Below are 20,521 nucleotides of genomic sequence, written 5' to 3'. Positions count from 1 at the left end.
GTTTATCAGATAGACGATGCTACGTCCCTCAGCCGTTTGACGCAATGGAGTTACCATGAATACGTCAGCTATTTCACCGGGTCGCGCAGGCCTGGTATTGCTCTTAACCGGCCAGATGCTGCCGCTGATCGATACGTCGATCACCAACGTGGCGCTGGATTCCATTACCCGCTCGCTGCACGCCACGGCCACCGAGCTGGAGCTGATCGTGGCGCTGTATGGCGTAGCGTTTGCCGTCTGCCTGGCGCTCGGCAGCAGGCTCGGAGATAACCTTGGCCGCCGCCGTCTGTTCATGTGGGGCGTGGCGAGCTTCGGCCTGGCCTCGCTGCTGTGCGGCATGGCGGGCAACATCGAGCAGCTGCTTGCCGCGCGCGTCGTTCAGGGCGCGGGCGCAGCGCTCATCATGCCGCAGATCCTCGCCACGCTGCACGTGACGCTGAAAGGCACCGCGCACGCGAAGGCGATTAGCCTGTTTGGCGGCATCGGCGGGATTGCGTTTATCGTTGGGCAGATGGGCGGCGGCTGGCTGGTGTCGGCGGATATCGCCGGGCTGGGCTGGCGCAACGCGTTCTTTATCAACGTGCCGATTTGCCTGATCGTGCTGGCCCTGAGCCGCCGCTACGTGCCGGAAACGCGGCGCGACGCGCCGTCGCGCATTGACTGGCAGGGCACCGCGCTGCTGGCCATCATCCTCTGCTGCCTGCTGTTCCCGATGGCGCTCGGCCCGCAGTGGCACTGGTCCTGGCCGCTGAAGGCGGCGCTGGTTGCCATTATTCCGCTGGCCTGGCTGATGGCGCTCAGCGCGCGTAAGAAAGAGCGCGAGGAGGCGCACCCGCTGATCCCGCCGCGCCTTCTTGCGCTTCGCAGCATTCGCTTCGGCGTGCTGATTGCGATGCTTTTCTTTAGCGCCTGGTCCGGGTTTATGTTCTGCATGGCGCTCACGATGCAGACCGGGCTTGGGATGGCGCCGTGGCAGTCCGGGAACAGCTTTATCGCGCTCGGCGTGACCTATTTTGTTTCCGCATGGTTCGCCCCGCGCCTGATCGCCCGCTACAGCACCAGCACGATCCTGCTGACCGGCCTTGCGATCCAGATTGTCGGCCTGCTGGCGCTGGTCGCCACCTTCCGGACGTGGGGCATGAGCAACACCGCGCTGACGCTGGCCCCGGCCACCGGGCTGGTCGGCTACGGGCAGGCGCTGATCGTCAACAGCTTCTATCGCATCGGCATGCGCGATATTCAGCCTGATGACGCAGGCGCCGCGAGCGCGATTTTAAGCACCCTCCAGCAGGCCGCGCTGGGGCTTGGCCCGGCGATCTTCGGGGCGATTTTGCTGCACGCGCTGCACGACCATCGCGGCGATTACGTTCCGGCGATTAACGTCTTCTTAAGCGTCGAAACCGGCATGATGATCGTGCTGGCGCTGGTAACCCTGCGCATGCGCCGTCATCTGTGCCTGCCGGCGGCCAGAGCCTGCACCGTGGCAAAATAACCCCAATGAATTTGCATAATAGATCCGCAGCCGCCATTATGGGGCTGCATCAATACAGGAGACGTTATGCAGGAATTAATTGCTCAGGTTGAAGAGTTAGGCATTGAAATTAATCACACCACCTCGCTAGTGATTATCTTTGGTATTATTTTTCTTACCGCCATCATTATTCATTTTATACTGCACAAGCTGGTTCTTAGGGCGTTTGAAAAACGCGCGCAGGCCAGCAGCCATTTGTGGCTACAGATCATTACGCAAAATAAATTATTTCACCGCCTGGCGTTTACCCTACAAGGGATAATCGTTAACGTTCAGGCCGTGCTGTGGCTGCAAAAAGGGAGCGAAGCGGCGGAAATACTCACCACCTGCGCGAAGCTGTGGGTGATGGTCTACGCCCTGCTCTCCTTCTTCTCGCTGCTGGACGTGATTTTCAACCTGTCGCAGAAAATGGCGACCGCCTCGCAGCTGCCGCTGAAGGGCATTTTCCAGGGCGTTAAGCTCGTGAGCGCCATTCTGGTCGGGATTTTGATTATCTCCCTGCTGATAGGCCAGTCCCCCGCGATTCTGATCAGCGGCCTGGGCGCCATGGCGGCGGTCTTAATGCTGGTGTTTAAGGACCCGATACTAGGGCTTGTGGCGGGGATCCAGCTTTCCGCCAACGACATGCTCAAGCTTGGCGACTGGCTGGAGATGCCGAAATACGGCGCTAACGGCACGGTGACGGATATCGGCCTGACCACCGTTAAGGTGCGCAACTTCGACAATACCATCACCACCATTCCGACGTGGGCGCTGGTCTCCGACGCGTTTATCAACTGGAGCGGGATGTCTGCCTCCGGCGGGCGTCGCATCAAGCGCAGCCTGAATATTGATACCACCAGCATCCATTTTCTCGACGAGCAGGAGCAGCAAAAGCTGATTCAGGCGAAGCTGCTGAAGCCCTATCTGGCCGCGCGCCATGAGGAAATTAACCTGTGGAATCAGCAGAACGGCGAAGGGGAATCGGTATTAAACCTGCGCAAGATGACCAATATTGGCACCTTCCGCGCCTACCTGAGTGAATATTTGCGCAACCACCCGCGCATTCGCAAGGATATGACGCTGATGGTGCGCCAGCTTGCGCCGGACGCCAACGGCCTGCCGATTGAAATATACGCCTTTACCAACACGGTTGTCTGGGCGGAATATGAGGAAATTCAGGCCGATATTTTCGACCATATATTTGCCGTGGTGGACGAGTTCGGGCTGCGTATTCACCAGTCGCCGACCGGGAATGATATTCGCTCGCTCGCCGGCGTCAACGCCAGTTAATCAGGTGCTGGCGCGGGAAATATAGCGCCAGTCCATCATGACCCTCTCCGCGGGCGCGTCCGGGACGTCGATTTTATTCAGCAGTAATTCGACCGCCCTGCGCCCGATTTCGCGCGACGGCTGCTCGATGGTGCTCAGCGAAATCATCTCCGCCAGCTCTGTTCCGTCAAAACCCGCGACCGCGATATCCTGCGGCACCCGCAGCCCTGCCTGCTGAATGGCGCGCAGGGCGCCTGCGGCCAGCGTATCGGAGACGGCGAACACCGCGTCCGGCGGGTTGTCCTTCAGCAGCTTTTGCATTGCCGCCGTGCCGGCGCGGGCGCTGAGATCGCTGGCGTATTCCACGGCCTGATAGTCCAGGTCGCGAAGGTGGATAACGCTTTTATAGCCGCGCTCGCGCAGGCGGGCATATTTGTAGCTCAGGTCGTGATTAATCAGCGCGATACGTTTGCGGCCGCCGTCCGCGAGCTGGCTGACCACGTGCTGCGAGGCGTCGACGTCGTTGATCCCGACGCAGGACACGGTTCCGGCATCGGCGTATTCGGCGCACTGCACCCACGGCGCGGCGCCAATCAGGGCGGAAAGTTCAGGCAGCTTCGAGAAGGCGTCCATGGTGATAATGCCGTCGACGATTTTTCCCGACAGCAGGCTCAGGCCCGAGCGGGAGCGCGCGATGTCCGAGCCGGAGTTGCACAGCAGGATGCGATAGCCGTTCTTCTCGGCCTCTTCTTCGATTCCCTTTACCACTTCGGCGCAGAACGGGTTGGCGATGTTTGAGACCATCACCAGAATCATGTGGCTGCGGGCGGTTCGCAGCTGGCGCGCCAGCAGGTTAGGCTGGTAGTTGCTCTCTTTAATGGCCTGCAGAACGCGCTCGCGGTTTTTTTCCTTTACGGTATCGCTGTTATTCAGCACGCGGGAGACCGTTGCCACGGACACCCCGGCAAGCTTTGCGATTTTCTGAATTGACATAGCGACGACACATCCTGCGGTTAGCGTTTTGTGCAGGCTACCATAAATTCGCGGCCCGGCGAACCGGGCTGCTCGTCAGCGTTCCACCCTCACCCAGCGCTGCTGCCGATGGCTTTTCACAATGGCATCAACGATATACATGACGCTTGCGCCGTCGTGAAAGGTAGCGAACGGCGGCGCGTCCGGCATCCTGCCCACCTGCACGGCGCGGTAGAACTGCGCCATCATATTTTTAAACGCGTCGGGCCAGCCCTCAATATGCCCGCCGGGAAAGTGGGCGCTGTCCGCCACGTCACGGTTCAGCAGGCCCGGATCGTCGGTGAGCGTCTGGTTCGCCTGGCCGCGATGGCCGATCCACAGCCGCTGGGGGATTTCCTGATCCCAGGCTACCGACCGCTCGCTGCCGTTGATCTCAAACGTCAGGCGGTTTTTACGCCCGGCGCTCACCTGCGAGACGCTAAAGCTGCCCTTGCTGCCGTCGTCGAAGCGGAACAGCACCGAGCCGAAATCCTCGGTGGTGACCGGCTTCTCCTCGTACCTCGCGCATGCGTCCTGGGAGAATGTGTGATTCCCCGCGACGTTAGCCCTGCGCGTCGGCCAGACGATAGCGAGATCGGCCATCACCTCAACGATCCGTCGGCCGGTAACGAACTGCACCGTGTCGCACCAGTGGGAGCCGATATCCGCCACCGCGCGCGACACGCCGCCGAGCGCGGCATCCACGCGCCAGTTGTAGTCGGTTTCCAGCAGCATCCAGTCCTGCAGGTAGCTGCCGTGAGCGGCAAACAGCCGCCCGAGGGTTCCCGCCTGCATCATGCTCGCCGCCTGGCGCACCATTGCAAACTGGCGGTAGACAAAGCTCACGCCGTGCACCACCCCCGCCTTTTCCGCCAGCGCGACCAGCTCGCGCGCCTCGTCCGGGGTCATGCACAGCGGCTTTTCGGAAAACACGTGTTTACCCGCCTGCACAATCTGGCGGTTAATCGCGGCGTGCAGATGGTTTGGCGTGCAGTTGTGCACCGCGTGCAGATCCGGGTGCGCGAGCAACTCCTCCACGCTGCCGTAGGCGTGCGGGACGTTAAGCGCGCGCGCCTTTTCCTGCGCCTGCGCGAGCGAGCCGTCGCACAGCGCAACCACCTCCACGAAGCCGAGGCGGCGCAGCGCCTCAATGTGCGCGGGGCCGATGAACCCGCTGCCGGCGATCCCAACCTTAATCATCGCTGCCTCCTGCGGCAAAATCATCAAACGCGCGATCCGACACCGGGATGATGTGGCGCTGGATAAACGCGCTGCCCTCGCGCGCGCCGGTTTCGCCGTCCTTCAGGCAGCACTCCCACTCCAGCACCGCCCAGCCGTCGTAGTCGTATTCGGCAAGCCTGCTGAAGATGCCTTTAAAATCGATCTGGCCGTCTCCCAGCGAGCGGAAGCGCCCGGCGCGGTTAAGCCATGGCTGGTAACCGCCGTATACGCCGCTGCGCCCGTTGCGCCGGAACTCGGCATCCTTGACGTGAAACGCCTTGATCCGGGCGTGGTAGATGTCGATAAAGGCCAGATAGTCCATCTGCTGGAGCAGCATATGGCTCGGGTCGTAGAGAATGTTGCAGCGCGGATGGTTATCCACCAGCGCCAGAAAACGCTCAAAGGTCACGCCGTCGTGAAGGTCCTCCCCCGGATGCAGCTCAAAGCAGACGTTAACGCCCTGCTCGTCGAAGGCGTCCAGAACGGGCCGCCAGCGGTTTGCCAGCTCCTGAAACGCGTCCTGAAAGCGCGGCTCGCTGTGCGGCGGCCACGGGTAGAAAAACGGCCACGCCAGCGAGCCGGAGAAGGTGGCGTGCGCGGTTAAGCCTAGCCGGGCAGAGGCTTTTGCAGCCTGCTTCAGTTTCTCCGCCGCCCACGCCCGACGGGCCGCATCGTTACCACGCACTGACGCGGGCGCGAAGTGGTCAAACGCGTCGCCGTAGGCAGGATTGACCGCCATGAGCTGTCCTTCAAGATGGGTGGACAGCTCGCTGATGACCAGCCCGCGCGCGGCAAGCCTGCCCGCGATATCGTCGCAGTAGGTCTGGCTCTCCGCGGCTTTTTCCACGTCGAAAATGTGCGGATGGTTGCAGGGGATTTGCAGCGCCTTATACCCTTTGCCTGCCGCCCAGCCCGCCAGCCCCTCAAGGGAGTTGAACGGCGCCTGCCCGCCAATGAACTGCGACAAAAAAATACCCGGTCCCTTCATCGTTCTCATACCGCCTCCTGAACGTTACGCCCTGTCATCGTCATACCTGAACGTGAGCAGGAAAATCAGCGCGATCGCCGCCGCGGCCACCGCCGGGATCCACCAGAATGTCACCCACGCCTGCGGCACGGTTTGCCCTGCCACCAGCCGGTTATAGAGCGCGCCGGAAATCTGCGAGCCGAGCAGCATACCGATGCCGTAGGTGAACATCACGATCATGCTCTGCGCCTGGCCTTTGACCTTTTCGCCCGCCACGCGGTCGGTATAGATAAAGCCCACCACGAAGAAGAAGTCATAGCACACGCCGTGCAGCAGAATGCCAAGGTACAGCAGGAAACGCCCCTCTTCGCTCACGCCCATCGCGAACATGGCGTAACGCACGAACCACGCCAGCATGCCGATCAGCAGCATATATTTCACGCCCAGGCGCCGGAACAGCAGCGGGATCACCAGCATGAAGAAAATTTCCGACATCTGCCCGAAGGACATGGCGGTGCTGACGTCGGCGATGCCCGCATCCGCCAGATACGAGGCGGTGTAAGCGTAGTAGGTGCCGAGCGGGACGGAGATCAGCATTGCGCAGACGGAGAAGACGAAAAAGTGGCGCGTTTTCAGCAGCGCGAAAGCGTCCGCGCAGAACAGGTCGCGCGCTTTCACCGGCAGCCCTTTCGCCGGGGCCGGCGTGTGCGGCAGCGTCAGGCTGTAGAGCGCCAGCAGAACGGAGCTGGCCGCCGCCACCTGGAAGATGGTGACGCTTGCGGCCACGCCGGTAACGCCGATAAAGATCCCCGCCACAATCCAGCCGATGGTGCCGAACACGCGCACCACCGGGAAGGTTTTATCGACGTTCGTCAGGCTGTGAAACGCGATGTTGTTGGTTAGCGCCAGCGTCGGCATATAGCAGAGCGTGTAGCCAAACAGCAGGCCGATCAGCAGCGCGCCGTTTTCAGCAATCAGCGCGCCCGGCACAAACCACAGAATTGCGGCGCCCGCCAGGTGCATCACCGCCATCACCTTCTGCGAGGCAAAAAAGCGGTCCACCAGCATGCCGAGCACAAACGGCGAGAGGATGGACGCGATCGGCCCCGCGGAGAACGCGTCGCCTATCAGCAAAGACATGTTGTGCTGGGTCATCACCAGGCCGAGGGTAACCGACCAGCTTCCCCAGATAAAAAACTGCAGGAACATCATGAGCGACAGCCGCGGGACCAGCAGCCGATGCTGCGCTATCGCCTTTCCACTACTTTCAGTTGTTGACACCATAACGAGCCTCACCCAGAAAAAGTAATCGATTACAAAACGGTTCAGGTAAAAAGTAATCGATTACAAATCAAAGATCCTGCGGATCGAAACAGAATTGAGAGAGGGGTCACGATATCGTTTAAAGGGGAAGACGGGGAGCATTCAGAAACAGATCGTCGCACTTGCTGACGCTCCCCTGCGTTGACTACCGGTTGTACGGCATACCAACGAAATAGTGATATTTCTCATCAAAGTCGAGCCACAGCTTGCCATCAAAAGAGTCCAGCTGCCTGCTCTTAAAACCACCGCCAAAACGCGCTGTCGTTTCTACAGACTTCACGTCATAGCTCGCCGTTGTGCCATCCTGATACAATACAGTGATAGTGAACGGCGAAAGAGGCTGAGTATGCAGAATCATTGAACTGCGCTCATTTTCTGAATGGGTCATGTGCGGCAAGGAGAACGTTGCGCCAATGATTTTACCTTTGTAATGATATACAAATCCCTTCACGGGTTTGTCTGGTATACCCGCCCGCTGAAAGCTTTCCTCAAATATTAAGCCAATCAGCCCCGGATTACGGGAAAAGCCCTTCGTATAAAGGGTTAAGTCAGGGTCGACTGTTGTCAGAAAAAAATCATCTTGTTGATCGTCAGCTGCCAGTGCCGTCAGGCTTGAGACGTTCTCAAGATTGATCTCTTTTCCCTTTGCGCTGCGTATCACTTGCGCTTCTTTTAACGCGGCGTTGACGAGCGTGCTGGACGGGGTGGGATGTTTCCATCGGACGTTAGCACCACTGCTAACATTTGAGAACAAGATCGCTAACACCCATAAATACTTGATAATTTTCATTTTACTCATCCTTGAATCAGCTGGTTAATGCGCAGCAGTATAACAAACCCCTTTCAACTGAATGTGCTTTCTGAGCAGGCGTTATTTTCAAAATGGCCCCCCGGAGGGGGCTATTATGTGTCACTTTTTACGCGAGAGCTTAAACGCCACAAACAGGAAGACCACCCATACCGGCAGCAGCATCGCCGACAGGCGCATATCGTCGATGGTGCACATCAGTACGAGGATCATCGCCAGGAAGGCGATGCAGATATAGTTCCCCGCCGGGTAAAGCAGCGCCTTGAACTGGGTATCGCGCCCCTTGCGGCGCATTGCCGCGCGAAAACGCAGGTGCGCCAGGCAGATCATGACCCAGTTCAGCAGCAGCGTGGCGACAACCAGCGCCATCAGCAGGCCAAAGGCCTCTTTCGGCAGCAGGTAGTTGATCAGCACCACCAGCGAGGTGATCGCGCCGGAGAGGATCAGGGAGTTTACCGGCACGCCGCGACGGCTGACGCGGGTCAGGAACTTCGGCGCGTTGCCCTGCACGGAGAGGCCAAACAGCATGCGGCTGTTGGAGTAAACGCCGCTGTTATACACCGACAGCGACGCCACCAGAATGACGAAGTTCAGCGCCGATGCGACCACGTTGCTGTTCAGATCGTGGAAAATCATCACGAACGGGCTGCTGTCGGACTTCACTTCACCCCACGGATAAAGCGCCAGCAGGACCACCAGCGAACCGATGTAGAACAGCAGGATGCGGTACACCACCTGGTTAACCGCTTTCGGGATGCTTTTATGCGGATCGCGCGCTTCAGCCGCGGTAATGCCAATTAGCTCCAGCCCGCCGAAGGAGAACATAATCACCGCCAGAGAAAGGATCAGCCCTTTCCAGCCGGTGGCCAGAAAGCCGCCGTGCTGCCACAGGTTATCGAGTGTCGCCCGCTCGCCGCCGTGGCCGGAGAACAGCAGCCACAGGCCGAAGCCGATCATGCCGATAATCGCCAGCACTTTGATCAGCGCGAACCAGAACTCCGTTTCACCGTAAAGGCGCACGTTCACGAGGTTAATGGCGTTGATGATAATGAAGAAGCCTGCCGCCCAGATCCACGTCGGGACGTCCGGCAGCCAGTACTGCATGTAGATGCCCGCGGCGGTCAGCTCGGCCATGCCCACGAGGACGAACATCACCCAGTAGTTCCAGCCGGAAAGGAAGCCGGCAAACGGGCCCCAGTATTTGTACGCGAAGTGGGCGAACGAGCCGGACACCGGCTCTTCTACCACCATTTCGCCGAGCTGGCGCATGATCAGGAAGGCGATGATGCCGGCGATGCCGTAGCCCAGAATGACCGCGGGACCGGCCATTTGAATGGCGGGTCCGATGCCCAGGAAAAGCCCGGTGCCAATTGCGCCGCCGAGGGCGATTAACTGAATATGTCGATTTTGCAAACCACGTTGCAGCGTCGGATTCTGTTCCGACGTGGCTTCAGCGCTGCCGTTGCCTGAAGCGGATGACGCGTCTTTCACGTCTTACCCCTGTCTCTTTTTTAGAAGGGGCACGTTTTAACACTTCATGCTGGAGGTAGCAAGGGATTGGGGCATCCCTGCCCCGGATAACGAGGTGGAACTCAGAACTCGTAACCGACCGAGACCTTAAAGGTTCGCGGCTCACCCTGGGTGATGTAGGTACCGGAGTCGTCGACGGCGGCCCAGTAGTTTTTGTCGGTCACGTTGTCGATGCCCGCCCTAACGGTCATCTGATTTTCGTTGTGGTTAACCGCGAAGCGATAGCGCACGCCCAGATCCAGCGTGGTGTAACTATCCAGCTTTTTGGTGTTCGCCAGGTTCGCATACTGAGAGCCCGAGTGGTTAACGCGCGCGGTGGCGGTCAGGCCGTCAATCGGCTTGATGTCATACTCCGCGCCCAGCACGGCGTAGAAGTTCGGAATGCCGATGGCATCGTTGCCCTGGTTCACGCCGTTTTTGGTTTTGGTCAGCTCCGCCTGCAGCCAGGTGGCGCTGGCGTTCAGGCGCATGCCCAGCATCGGCTCGCCAAACACGTTCAGCTCCACGCCGCGGTTGCGCTGCTCGGCGTCCAGCCCGTAGTGGTTATTGCCGTCGAGGATCGCCGACGGCATTTTGATCTCAAACAGCGCCAGCGAGCCGCCCATGCGGCCAAAGTCCGCCTTCACGCCCACTTCGTTTTGCTTAGAGTGCACAATACCGGTGCTCTGGCCGTAGTTGGTGGCGGTGTTGGGCGCGGTTTTACCCGGCTGGAGCGCTTCGGTATGGTTGGCGTAAAGCGAAATTTCGCTCCACGGCTTGTAGACGACGCCGTAGGTAGGCATCCAACGGCTGCCGTCGAAGCCGTCCGCCTCGTTTTCCGCGCCGGTCGCTTTGTTATAGCCGCGGATAACAACCTTCTGATGACGCGCGCCGACGGTGAACAGCAGGGTGTCGTCCAGCACGCCAAGCGTATCGCTCAGCAGCCAGCCCTGCGTGCGGGTGCGCCCGCTGGTCAGCGGATCGCTGTAGTTGCCGCCCGAGCCGTTGAAGTTGGTGCTGTCCGGCGGATTCACGCCGGTATTGTGATAGATGTTGGTATACGGGTTATCCGCCGTCGCCGACATCTTCCACGCGATTTTTTCGTTTTTGGTCATCGCCGAGTAGCCCACGTTGACCTTATGCGAGACGAAGCCGGTATCGAAGTTTCCGCGAATACCCGCCATGCCGCTGACGGAATCGCTGATGCGGTTAGTGTCCAGGCGGCTGGCCTGGGCCGTACCGTCCGCACTGAGCAGCTTCGGCGCGCTGTAGAGTCCCTCTTCGTGCGCGTGCTGCGCGCCAAGGCCCATGTAGGCGGTCCAGCTATCGGTGATGTCGTACTCGCTGCGCCACATGCCAAATTCGTTTTCGATGTCGCTATAGGCCCACTTTTGCGAGAAGTTGCGGTCGTTTTTCGGCGGCGTCGGAATGAAATCCACGGCCGAAATATTGACGCTGGTCGGGCTGCCGTGGAAGGTTTTCTTCTGATAGCCCACGTCCAGCGAGGTGCGGAAGCTGTCGCCCCTGTAGTCGAGGCCGGTCGAGAGCAGCGTGGTGCGGCGGCGATCGTTGGCGATTGGCGTCTCCCCTTCGCGGTGGACCAGGTTAACGCGCGCGCCGAACTGGTCGCTGTCGCCGAAGCGGCGCCCCGCGTCCAGGGTGGTGCCAAACTGTGAATCAGAGGTGTAATCCACGCCGACTTTGGCCTGCGGCGTTTCGCCCGCGTGCTTTGGCTCGAGGTTGATCATGCCGCCTACGCCGGAGCTTGCCGCGCCGTTCATCAGCGAGTTCGCGCCTTTGAAAATCTCAATGCGGTCCACCATCTGCGCATCCACCACCTGGCGCGGCAGCACGCCGGAGAGGCCGCCGAAGGTCATGTCATCGCCGTCGAACTTCAGGCCGCGAATGCGGAAGCTTTCCGCGCTGTTGCCATAGCCCTGCACGTACTGCACGCCCGCGTCGTTTGCGACAACGTCAGCAATCGTTTTAGCCTGCTGGTCTTCTACCAGCTTCGAGGTGTAGCTGATGACGTTGAACGGCACGTCCATGGCGTTCTGCTGGCCAAGCATGCCCATGCGTCCACCGTTGGCGACCTGTCCGTCAAGGAAGGCCGGAACCAGCTGGTCACCGCCGGGTTTGAAATCTTTAGCCGGAGCTGACTGGACAACAAGGGTGTCCTCTTTTGGGGCGTCCGTCGCAGAGGCGGAGTGCGTAGCCGCGCCGATCGCAAGCGCGAGCACGGACAGTGTTTTGGTCATCAGGAACTTCCTTTACCATTCAAAGAAAATCAGAGGGGAGGATCGGGCTGCTGTTTGAGTTGTGTTGGCAGGCCGCAGGGCCCGAGCAGGATCCACCGTATACTCAGTGTCCGTGTGAGATCTGCTCACTGAAAAGGCGGGAAATGTCCGTCAAAGCCCGCAACCACTAAAGAGAATGAGAACTATACTCATTATCTTTCTATGATCAAGCGTAAATCCTCTTCGCACTCTTTGGGGCCACGCGCACTACATGCCCATTCCGCAGAGGGCTGCTGGATGAGAAACCGGCGCGTCCGGCTAACGCGTAAAAAGAAAACAACATTGCAGCTAATTCTCGCGTTCAATTTAAAAAAGGTGCGAGGATATTAAAATATATTTTAAGGATTACAGGGAATAAGCTTATTTGGTAGACGAGAAAACAGGAATCATTATATTCTTATAAAATTAAAGAGAGGCACAGTCTATATAAGGTGCATTTTCACTGAAACATTACCTGCCGGACGAGATGCCCCGAAAAATGTGACCTCAGGCACGAGATAAGAAAGCGCCATCATGTAAAGAATATATTCTTTATAAGATTTTCGCGGTGATCAAAAATCGAACAGAAAAAGGTAAACGATTTGTAAATGCCATAAAAATTTACACAAGAAAGAATTTACTTATCTCCATGAAATAAAAGTAATTTCACTTAAGAACAATAAAAATATGATCTATATCAATCAGTTACATGTTTGCCTGTAATCCACACTCATGTTAAAAATTAAGCTCAGTGATTTTTACACTCCGTTATTTCGTCTATCACGCTGCATATAAGGTACTCCTATGGCCTGGAAAGTGATGAGCTCGGTAATTTGCCCAAACACAGGGATTGTTTATACCGCCATTGTTGGTCTGAAATTTCTCAAAATGATCATCTGGTATGAAAGCAATGTTTTCCTGCGGGCCGGAGACATCATCAAGCCATCTAAAAACGGGATGATAATCAACGGCGTTCATCAATCTCTGATCGTCTATAATGTTTCACCGTTTAACGCAACGCTGTGGAAAGAGATCGAAGACAAAATGACCTGCCCGTTTAATAAGCAAGTGGAAAATACCGTCTGCACCTATTCCCTGCACTGTCGGGCGAAGAAATGCCCTCACGGTTTCATGACGAACCCGCTGGCGCTGAATATCAGGGACGTAAAGCATTAAGGATGTGGTAAACAGGGCTGAACTAAAGCAACGTGATGTACGATTGAATGGTACGCCCTGTAGGATTCGAACCTACGACCTACGGCTTAGAAGGCCGTTGCTCTATCCAACTGAGCTAAGGGCGCACGGAGAAGAGTGAACTTCGCGGCATGAAACGCGTGGAATTATACGGTCAATGACAGGTGAGTCAATGCCTTTTCCATCTTCTGCGCCGTGAAGGGCTAGCTGGTTGTAAATTCGGCTGTTTTTTCAACATTTCCCTCTCTTTTCAGCACCCGCACGCCCGCTGCGAAAAAGCCTGGTCACATTTAAGTAACGCCCGCTACTCTCTTTCAAATCACCCCGTCACACTCTGCTAAGGCATCTTGAACGGCAGACAACAGGACAACGGAGTGACTGCGTTAAATCTGGCATCAACCTCTTCCCGCTTGCAGCACATCTCTCACGATATTACCGGAATCAAGCTTGAACCCATCGTCGCCCTCGCCTCATCGCGACGCGTGGGGGTGGAGGTGCTGAGCGTGCTATCTCCACACCGGCAAAGTGAACGTTTTTTTCGCGATCGATCGGCCGAACAGTCGCTTATGCTGCTTGAGGCCCAGCTTGCCGTGCTGCAAAGCGCGCTTGCCCGTTACAGCCTTTTCGTCAATTTGCCGATAACGGTTTTTAGCGGGCGCGAAAATTTTCAGCGGCTGCTTGCGCTCAACGCGCCTCCGCTGAACGTTGAGATTGTCGATCCGCAGGCCTTTTTTGCTCTCCCTGCCCCGCGCCAGCGTGACGTCATCCGGCGTTTAAGGTGGCTGCACCGACGGGGACATCAGATTTGGCTCGACGACGTTGACGAAGTCATGGCGCTACCGTTTTTATCCCGTCAGCTACCGTTAAGCGGGATCAAGATCGATAAGCTGGCATTCTGGCGGCTGCGCGGCACGCCTGCGCTGGCGAAGCTGGTTACGCTCTGTTCACAGATTGCCCGGCACGTCCTTATTGAAGGTATTGAGACAGACGAAGATTATGCCTGCGCGCGGCAGGCTGGCGCGGGACTCGGTCAGGGATTTTACTGGCCATCCTGGACATGGCCGGAGGAATAAGCGGTCATCGCCGAGAGGGAAGCCATGCGAATGACAGTACGCCGTTACAGGCGGCGTCGAACGGGAAGTGATTCACTGGGATTTACACATTCGCCTTTTGCTCCTCCTTTTTTCGATCGCCTTGAATTTTTGAGCCAGTCTATCAACCAGACTCGCAAAACCGATTCGCCTTTTATCATCCTGGTCACGCAGGATAACTTCCTTCGCGCCGGGCTTTTACAGGGGCAATCTCCCTTAAGCAACTGCTGCGATTACACCACGCTGGACGCGGCGCTGCTCGCCCTTAACCACTGGCCTTCAGCCCGGCTTGTCGTAGACATTGACGGCCGCGCCAGCCCGATGATTGAGCTTCTGGACAGGCTCAGGCGCCACAGCCTGTACCCGCCGTTTATCATGCCCAATCTGTTAATTCGCGCCGATGACTATGATGCCCGGCTTTTTTGCAAGGCCGCGGGCCCGTTTAACGTGCTGGAGCGCCAGCTCACGGCGCAAACCCTGCAGCAGGCGCTGCTGGAAGCCCAGCCGGTTCAGCGTAATCAAAAGGAGTGGTTTTCGCGAAAGGAGTGGCCCATCGTACAGGAGCTGGCCCGCGGCCGCTCGCTGCGTCAAATTGCGCTTCTGCACAACCGCCCCTATAACCGCATTATTTATCGTCTTAGCTGTATTCTGACGAAGCTTGGGCTGAACCATCGGCAGGAGCTACTGCATCTTCTCAATAACCTCTCAGACTTCACACTTTAACTCACGCACTAACCCCTTCATTCCTAAAGACCTTTAAGAAATTACTTATCAACAATGTTTTATTTCTGTTTAATTTTAACATTTTATTAAAAATTAAAACTATTCCTAATTTCCTCCGCCCAACCCTTATTAATGCTGAAAAATGCCATAACGCCAGGGCTTTATTTCATTTTTGATGCAAAACAAACTAGCCTCGTCAGGATATATTTTCTTTTAAAACAGACATTTTGACGGATTGACCGGCGCGGGTGAGCCCGTTCGCCCAGCATATCCTTCTGTTGGTCTGAGGGGCGTTGACGGGGGAGCATTGCGGCTTTCAACTGAAGGCGAGACGCGTGAGGAAGGAAAACTTCCGCCCTCAGGAGGAAAGAGGAACAGGAAAATGCGCCTCCATTTCATTAACAAATGATCAACATATAGAGATATGTTTTATTTTTTGTTATTACATAAAGATGAAAAATTGCGGTAATTGGAATACCAGGATAATTCCGCTAAATTTAAAAACTTAGATCATAATATCCAGAACATAATATACAACAAGGAATCGAAATTAATTTACAGTCTTTTCGGAGAAAGCTTAAACGGTATAATAAGACGTGTTTCAAACATTAATAAGAAAAAACCTTTTGCCGTTAATAGCCAAATGATATAACCGCGCTAAGGCATTGACTTCATCACTACGTAAACAAGGATGCTCACGCTCTTTCCAGGGAAATACTACCGTATAAGGATCTGCACAATTATCCTTCCGGCTTTTCGAGAGTTTTACAAAACTCAACATAACGCTTTTAACAATCTGAGGCATAAAAAATGAAACCGGCATCCGTTATCATTATGGACGAACACCCTATCGTCAGAATGTCGATAGAAGTCCTGCTACAGAAAAATAAAAACATCATCGTCAAACTGAAGTCTGGCGACAGTCACGAAGTGCTCGACTGCATACGCAATCACGCCATTGATTTGGTGATCCTCGACATTGAACTGGCAGGAACCGACGGGTTTGCTTTACTCAAAAGAATCAGGAACTTAAACAAAGACATTAAGGTTCTGTTTCTTTCATCAAAATCGGAAGCGTTTTACGCCGGACGCGCTATCCGCGCCGGGGCAAACGGCTTTGTCAGCAAGCGTAAAGATTTAGGTGAGATCTACAATGCGGTCGAGATGATATTAACCGGCTATTCATTCTTCCCATCCGAGACGCTGAGCTTTATAAACCACCTCGGGTCACGTACGGGGGCCGCCGTGGATATGCCGCTGTCAAATCGGGAAGTGACGGTTCTGCGCTATCTGGCAAATGGATTATCGAATAAGGAGATTGCTGAACAACTTTTATTAAGCAATAAAACGATTAGCGCGCACAAATCAAATATCTATTCAAAACTCGGCGTGCAAAGCATCGTGGAATTAATTGATTACGCGAAGGCGCACGAGCTGCTATAACCTGAAATCACTCCCTGCAACTTGCGTGAGTTGCAGGGAGTGCGGTTAGGGCTAATTATAATTAATCATAAAGGTTGCATCGGCATCCGCCCGCCCCGGCTGGGGATTATCCGCAGTGGCAATATAGTTAGCGTAAAACGACAGTTCCGCATTCCCCAGCGCATCCACCGCCACCTCCTGGCTCGCCTGCTGCAGCGCCAGCCGCGTTTTATCGCGATCGCGAATCTCCACCGCCACGTTGCTGGCCGCGCTGGCGTCGTTAAGCGCCAGCAGGCTGTTATCGCTGCCTGCCGGTTTTCCCGAAAAGGTGATCGATGCGGACCCCGGCGGACAGCCGGTCAGCTTCAGCGTAAACGGCACCGCCTGGGTGCGGCTGCCTGCGGTTCTGATTTGCTTCGTCGGCCAGGTGCCCAGCTGCACCGTCTTGTCGCTATCGCTTCCTTCCGCCACGCAGGTGAAATCGACGATGTTGCCGTAAAGCTGGATGTTAATTTCGCCCAGCGCGTCGTTCGCCTCGGCGCTGGCGTGAAGCATCAGCAGCGCTGCTGCCGCATATCGGGTTAGTTTCCGCATCGCGCCTCCTTAATCGTAATCCACGCGCAGGTAGCCGCGCGAGGTGAAGCGGCCTTCCGCCGGCTTGTTACCCGTCACGCTCACCGGCCAGGCGCGGATGCCGACCTGCGCCTGCGCGCTGTCGTCCAGGCGGAACGGAATTTTGCTGCTCAGGCTGTTTGGCGTTAACGGCGTACCGCTGCTGTTAGCCACGATAAACCCCACGTCCTTGTTGTCCGACACCAGCATGTTGCCGTTCACGCTGCCGCTGTCCGCCTCAATGCGCATCGTCAGGTAGGCGTTTGCCTCAACGTTGGTGCATTTGATGGCGATGGTTTTACTTTGCGGCGACACCTTTTGCGGCCGATTGCCCGCCCCCGCCTGGCTGAACAGCGATGCGCCAATGTCGCCGAAGTCAAACTCGACGATTTGCCCGGCGTTGATGGCACAGCTCTGCGGCACCTGAACCCTGCCGCTGTAGCTGATGGTATAGACCGGCGTGCCGTTGATGGGATCCGACGACGAGGTGGTGACATACACGCGGAACATCGTCTCGCGCGGGATCTCCACCATGTTGATAAACCGGCGCGTCACCTTGAGCCGAAACACCAGGTTGGAGTCCTTAACCGGAAACGGCTGATTCTTTGCGACGTTCGGGTGGCTGCCCATCTGAATGAAATTCTGCGGGGGATAAAAAACGCCGGCATAGCTGTCCGTGATCTTCATCGCGCCGTCGAGGTAATCATTCAGCTTGAGGTACTTATAGCCATCGATCGTCGACGTCACCGGAAAGTTCGTCACGTAGCTACGCTTGGTCGTGGTGCCCGACGTGCCCTTCGGGCAGACGGCGTTGACCCCTACCCACTGCGATTTCTCGCTGAGGGTGACAATCTGCCCGACCTGGTTGTTGGAGCTGTTAAATTTATCGGTCAGGTCGTAGAAAATATCGGTGGCCACGCCGTTCTCATTCACGCAGACGGTAGCCAGGGCGTGCGTCACCGGGAGGCTCACCAGCGCCAGCGCCAGCAGCGCCCGGCGCGTATTTTGATGATTAATCACATGTAATCTCCTGTTGCGCGATCGCCTGCTTCAGGCTCTCTTCCGGCAGGCTGTAGGACGCCCGGCACTGCATGCTTGCGCCGTTGCCCCATTGAATCAGCAGCTGCCCCGTGAGCGGCAGGCCGCTCAGGTAAATCTGCCCGTCATCGCCCACCATGCTGGTCACGCCGCTGCGCGTTTCACGCACCACGGCGCCAAACGGCACGGGGTGGCCGCCGCGCTTGACCGTCATCAGCGCGCGAACGCCGATGCGGGTGTCAAAGCTGGCGCGAACCAGCGCGCCGCTGGTCGGGACGACGCTCGAGACGTTATTCTCAACGTCAGTGTTGTTGTTCATTGAGTTGACGTCCAGCGCGACGCGGTTGTAACGGTACACGGTGGCGTAAGGCATTACCGCGTAGCCGCGCCAGTCCGTTTTCACGCCGGTCTGGTTCTCGACGCTCACGCCCGTCGCGCCCGGGGCTTTGATCAGGACGTTGGTGTCGCCAAGCGGCTGGCTGAAGGTCACGCCGTCCGCATGCCCAACCACGCCACCGGAAGCCTGCCAGTTGAGGTCGTGCTGGTCGCGCGCGTAGTTATACCCGACGCCCAGCGTGCCGTAGGTCGCCTGCCAGTTGGCGCTGGCGCTGCCGCTCGCACCGTTATTGCTGGCGTGCCCCTGCGTGACGCTGTAGTTGAGGTTACGATCCTCAAGCAGCGTGCCGCTGACCCCGGTCTGCCAGCTGCTGTCGCCGCTGCTGTTGCGGCTGGCCGACGCCGTGGCGTAAGCCCTGTCGATGGCGTTATCGCGGCGATAGCCGTGGCCGGTAAAGAGGCTGAGCGGCACGGAGACGTTGAACGACGCAATGCGATCCGTCCCGTCGATGCCCACGGCCTTGTTCCAGGACCACGAGACGGAGTAGCTCACCCCTTTCAGGCCGCCCGCGTAGCCCAGCTGATACCAGACGTTGGTCTGATCCGTTCCCCAGTAGGTCTGCTCGCTGCCGGAAACGTAGAGCGAACCGTAATCCCCCAGCGACTGGGAGATATTCAGCTGGAAGCGCCCCTTCTTGTTCCACGTCAGGTTGTGGTAGCTCTGCACGTCCGGGACGCCGTCGTTGTCCTTGCCGTCGCCGTACTGATAGCCTTCCATGGTGCGCCAGGCAACGTCATCCAGGGTGTAAAACCCCTTCGTGGAGTAGCGATAGCCGAGAAGCTGGAAGTTAGTGCCAAATCCGTTCAGCGATTTTGCGTACAGGAAGCGCAGAGACTGCCCCTCGTGGCGGCTGTCGTCCGCCAGCTGGCTGCGCGCGTGGGTGATATCCAGTGATACCGCCCCCCAGTCGCCCAGGTTTTTCCCGGCGCCGACGGCCATCGCGGTATAGCGCGAGGCAAGCTGCGTGCCGCCGTACAGCGTATAGCCGTTGGCGAGGCCCGCAATCAGCGTGCCCTGCGAGAAGAACGGCGTATCCTGCTCGCCGTTGCCGCTGCGGTAGTCCCCCGCCACCAGGTCGTATTTCCAGCGTCCTTCACGCTGGAGCAGAGGAACGGTGGAGTACGGTACGGTGTAGCGCTGGTTGCTGCCGTCCTTTTCCTCAACCGTCACCTCAAGGTCACCGCTCGATGACGTCGGGTTCAGGTCCGTAATGGCAAACGCCCCGGCCTGAACGTAGCTCTGATAGATGACGTAGCCGTTCTGACGGATAACCACTTTTGCCGGGGTGCGGGCAATCCCGCGCACGGTGGGGGCGTAGCCCTGCAGGCTGTCGGGATACATGCTGTCGGAAGAGTAAAGCCGACCGCCGCGAAAGCCGACGCTGTCAAAGACGTCGTTGCCGGTGTTGCTGTCGCCGAGCACCAGCTCGCTTTTGAGCGGAATAACGGTGCGCTGCGCCCAGGTGCCGATGTTTTCCCAGCTGCTGTGCCGTTCGCCGCTGCTCTGGGAGTAGCGCCAGGCCCCGTTGTTGCGCAGCCGCCACGGCCCGTAGTTCAGCCCGCTTTGCAGGTTGAGGTAGTAGCTGTCGTCATTGCTTCCCCGGTTGCCGGAAAAGCTGTAGTTCAGCAGCGCGGCGGGGATCCCCTCGTCCCACTGATCGGGCGGAATGTAGCCGCGCGCGCTGTTGGCCATCGCTACCTGCGGCAGGCTGACGTTAAGGCGCTGGGAGGCGAAGTTGAACGCCATTTCACTGCCGGGAATGGCGGTTTCCAGCGGCACGCAGGCGTCGCCCTGAAGGTTTGCCAGCTCGGGGAAGGCGGCAATGTTCACGCCGAACCGGTCGAGCATCGCGCGCGTCACGCAGGCCGCCAGCCCGCCCGCCACGGGCGGGGTGTTGTCAGCCTGTTCAAAACGCACGTCCTGCGTTCCGATAAACTCATCGTTACGCCAGATATCGACGCGATAGACGCCCGGCGCCTGCTGGTGCCCCTGTTCAAAACGCGACAAATCCGCCACGTTCGCGGTGTCGTCGGAGAGAAACGCCGGGTTAAAGTAGCTTTCGCCCCAGCCGGCCTGCGGCCAGAGCGTGCTCATCAGCGCCAGCGCAACCGGGCAGTATCGCCATTGGTGATTTGTCATCGCCCTGA

General features: G+C 57.6%; 16 protein-coding genes and 1 tRNA gene. 6 read left to right on the top strand and 11 right to left on the bottom strand.

Annotated elements, in window-relative coordinates; all coding sequences use genetic code 11:
- Positions 1-55 precede the first annotated feature (55 nt).
- Entirely contained in the window at positions 56-1,492 is a 1,437-nt protein-coding gene (locus tag AB8804_RS06965) for an MFS transporter (protein ID WP_371184536.1), read from the top strand.
- A 66-nt stretch (positions 1,493-1,558) separates the two neighbouring features.
- Positions 1,559-2,803, top strand: a complete 1,245-nt coding sequence (locus tag AB8804_RS06960) for a mechanosensitive ion channel family protein (protein WP_371184534.1) — start codon at positions 1,559-1,561, stop codon at positions 2,801-2,803.
- Here the strand turns inward: AB8804_RS06960 and AB8804_RS06955 are convergent, their stop codons facing one another.
- The 7 genes from AB8804_RS06955 to AB8804_RS06925 form a co-directional block, all read right to left on the bottom strand.
- Positions 2,804-3,775, bottom strand: a complete 972-nt coding sequence (locus AB8804_RS06955) for a LacI family DNA-binding transcriptional regulator (RefSeq protein ID WP_371184532.1) — start codon at positions 3,773-3,775, stop codon at positions 2,804-2,806. It lies immediately after the preceding gene.
- Positions 3,776-3,850: 75 nt separating this feature from the next.
- Complete coding sequence (locus AB8804_RS06950) at positions 3,851-4,993, bottom strand: Gfo/Idh/MocA family protein (RefSeq protein WP_371184530.1); 1,143 nt, start codon at positions 4,991-4,993, stop codon at positions 3,851-3,853.
- Complete coding sequence (locus AB8804_RS06945) at positions 4,986-6,011, bottom strand: sugar phosphate isomerase/epimerase family protein (protein WP_371184528.1); 1,026 nt, start codon at positions 6,009-6,011, stop codon at positions 4,986-4,988. The genes AB8804_RS06950 and AB8804_RS06945 overlap by 8 nt, the downstream gene beginning before the upstream one ends.
- Positions 6,012-6,026: 15 nt before the next feature.
- A complete protein-coding gene (locus tag AB8804_RS06940) occupies positions 6,027-7,265 on the bottom strand; it encodes an MFS transporter (RefSeq protein ID WP_371184526.1) in 1,239 nt (412 codons plus the stop codon).
- A 184-nt stretch (positions 7,266-7,449) separates the two neighbouring features.
- A complete protein-coding gene (locus tag AB8804_RS06935; RefSeq protein WP_371184524.1) occupies positions 7,450-8,094 on the bottom strand; it encodes a hypothetical protein in 645 nt (214 codons plus the stop codon).
- A 120-nt stretch (positions 8,095-8,214) separates the two neighbouring features.
- Positions 8,215-9,603: a phenylalanine transporter gene (gene pheP, locus AB8804_RS06930; protein ID WP_371184522.1), complete on the bottom strand. Its 1,389-nt coding sequence runs from the start codon at positions 9,601-9,603 to the stop codon at positions 8,215-8,217.
- A 101-nt stretch (positions 9,604-9,704) separates the two neighbouring features.
- Complete coding sequence (locus AB8804_RS06925; RefSeq protein WP_371184520.1) at positions 9,705-11,879, bottom strand: TonB-dependent receptor; 2,175 nt, start codon at positions 11,877-11,879, stop codon at positions 9,705-9,707.
- An 822-nt stretch (positions 11,880-12,701) separates the two neighbouring features.
- On the opposite strand from AB8804_RS06925, the gene iraM reads away from it, so the two are divergent.
- The gene (gene iraM / locus AB8804_RS06920) at positions 12,702-13,073 is read left to right on the top strand and encodes an anti-adapter protein IraM (protein ID WP_371184518.1); all 372 of its coding nucleotides are present in this window, start codon (positions 12,702-12,704) and stop codon (positions 13,071-13,073) included.
- A 48-nt stretch (positions 13,074-13,121) separates the two neighbouring features.
- Here the strand turns inward: iraM and AB8804_RS06915 are convergent.
- Positions 13,122-13,198 (bottom strand) — tRNA-Arg (locus AB8804_RS06915).
- A 267-nt stretch (positions 13,199-13,465) separates the two neighbouring features.
- On the opposite strand from AB8804_RS06915, the gene AB8804_RS06910 reads away from it, so the two are divergent.
- The 3 genes from AB8804_RS06910 (at position 13,466) to fimZ (ending at position 16,348) form a co-directional block, all read left to right on the top strand.
- Positions 13,466-14,164, top strand: a complete 699-nt coding sequence (locus tag AB8804_RS06910) for an EAL domain-containing protein (protein ID WP_371184516.1) — start codon at positions 13,466-13,468, stop codon at positions 14,162-14,164.
- 24 nt (positions 14,165-14,188) lie between these two features.
- On the top strand, positions 14,189-14,905 hold the full coding sequence (locus tag AB8804_RS06905) for a helix-turn-helix transcriptional regulator (RefSeq protein WP_371184514.1): 717 nt from the start codon (positions 14,189-14,191) through the stop codon (positions 14,903-14,905).
- Between the two features lie 810 nt (positions 14,906-15,715).
- Positions 15,716-16,348 (top strand): fimbria biosynthesis transcriptional regulator FimZ, encoded by a 633-nt coding sequence (gene fimZ, locus AB8804_RS06900; protein ID WP_371184512.1) that lies wholly within the window; start codon positions 15,716-15,718, stop codon positions 16,346-16,348.
- Between the two features lie 51 nt (positions 16,349-16,399).
- On the opposite strand, the gene sfmF is transcribed toward fimZ, so the two are convergent.
- The 3 genes from sfmF to AB8804_RS06885 are packed head-to-tail and all read right to left on the bottom strand — an operon-like array spanning position 16,400 to position 20,513.
- Complete coding sequence (gene sfmF, locus AB8804_RS06895; RefSeq protein WP_371184510.1) at positions 16,400-16,921, bottom strand: fimbria assembly protein; 522 nt, start codon at positions 16,919-16,921, stop codon at positions 16,400-16,402.
- A gap of 9 nt (positions 16,922-16,930) precedes the next feature.
- A complete protein-coding gene (gene fimH, locus AB8804_RS06890) occupies positions 16,931-17,929 on the bottom strand; it encodes a type 1 fimbria D-mannose specific adhesin FimH (protein ID WP_371184627.1) in 999 nt (332 codons plus the stop codon).
- Positions 17,930-17,951: 22 nt separating this feature from the next.
- A complete protein-coding gene (locus AB8804_RS06885) occupies positions 17,952-20,513 on the bottom strand; it encodes a fimbrial biogenesis usher protein (RefSeq protein WP_371184508.1) in 2,562 nt (853 codons plus the stop codon).
- Positions 20,514-20,521 lie beyond the last annotated feature (8 nt).

Origin of the sequence: Enterobacter sp. KBR-315C3_2022 (assembly GCF_041399425.1) — a bacterium.
GTDB lineage: Bacteria > Pseudomonadota > Gammaproteobacteria > Enterobacterales > Enterobacteriaceae > Enterobacter.
The sequence above is the reverse complement of the archived record's forward strand: the minus strand, read 5'-3'. Positions and strand labels throughout refer to the sequence as shown.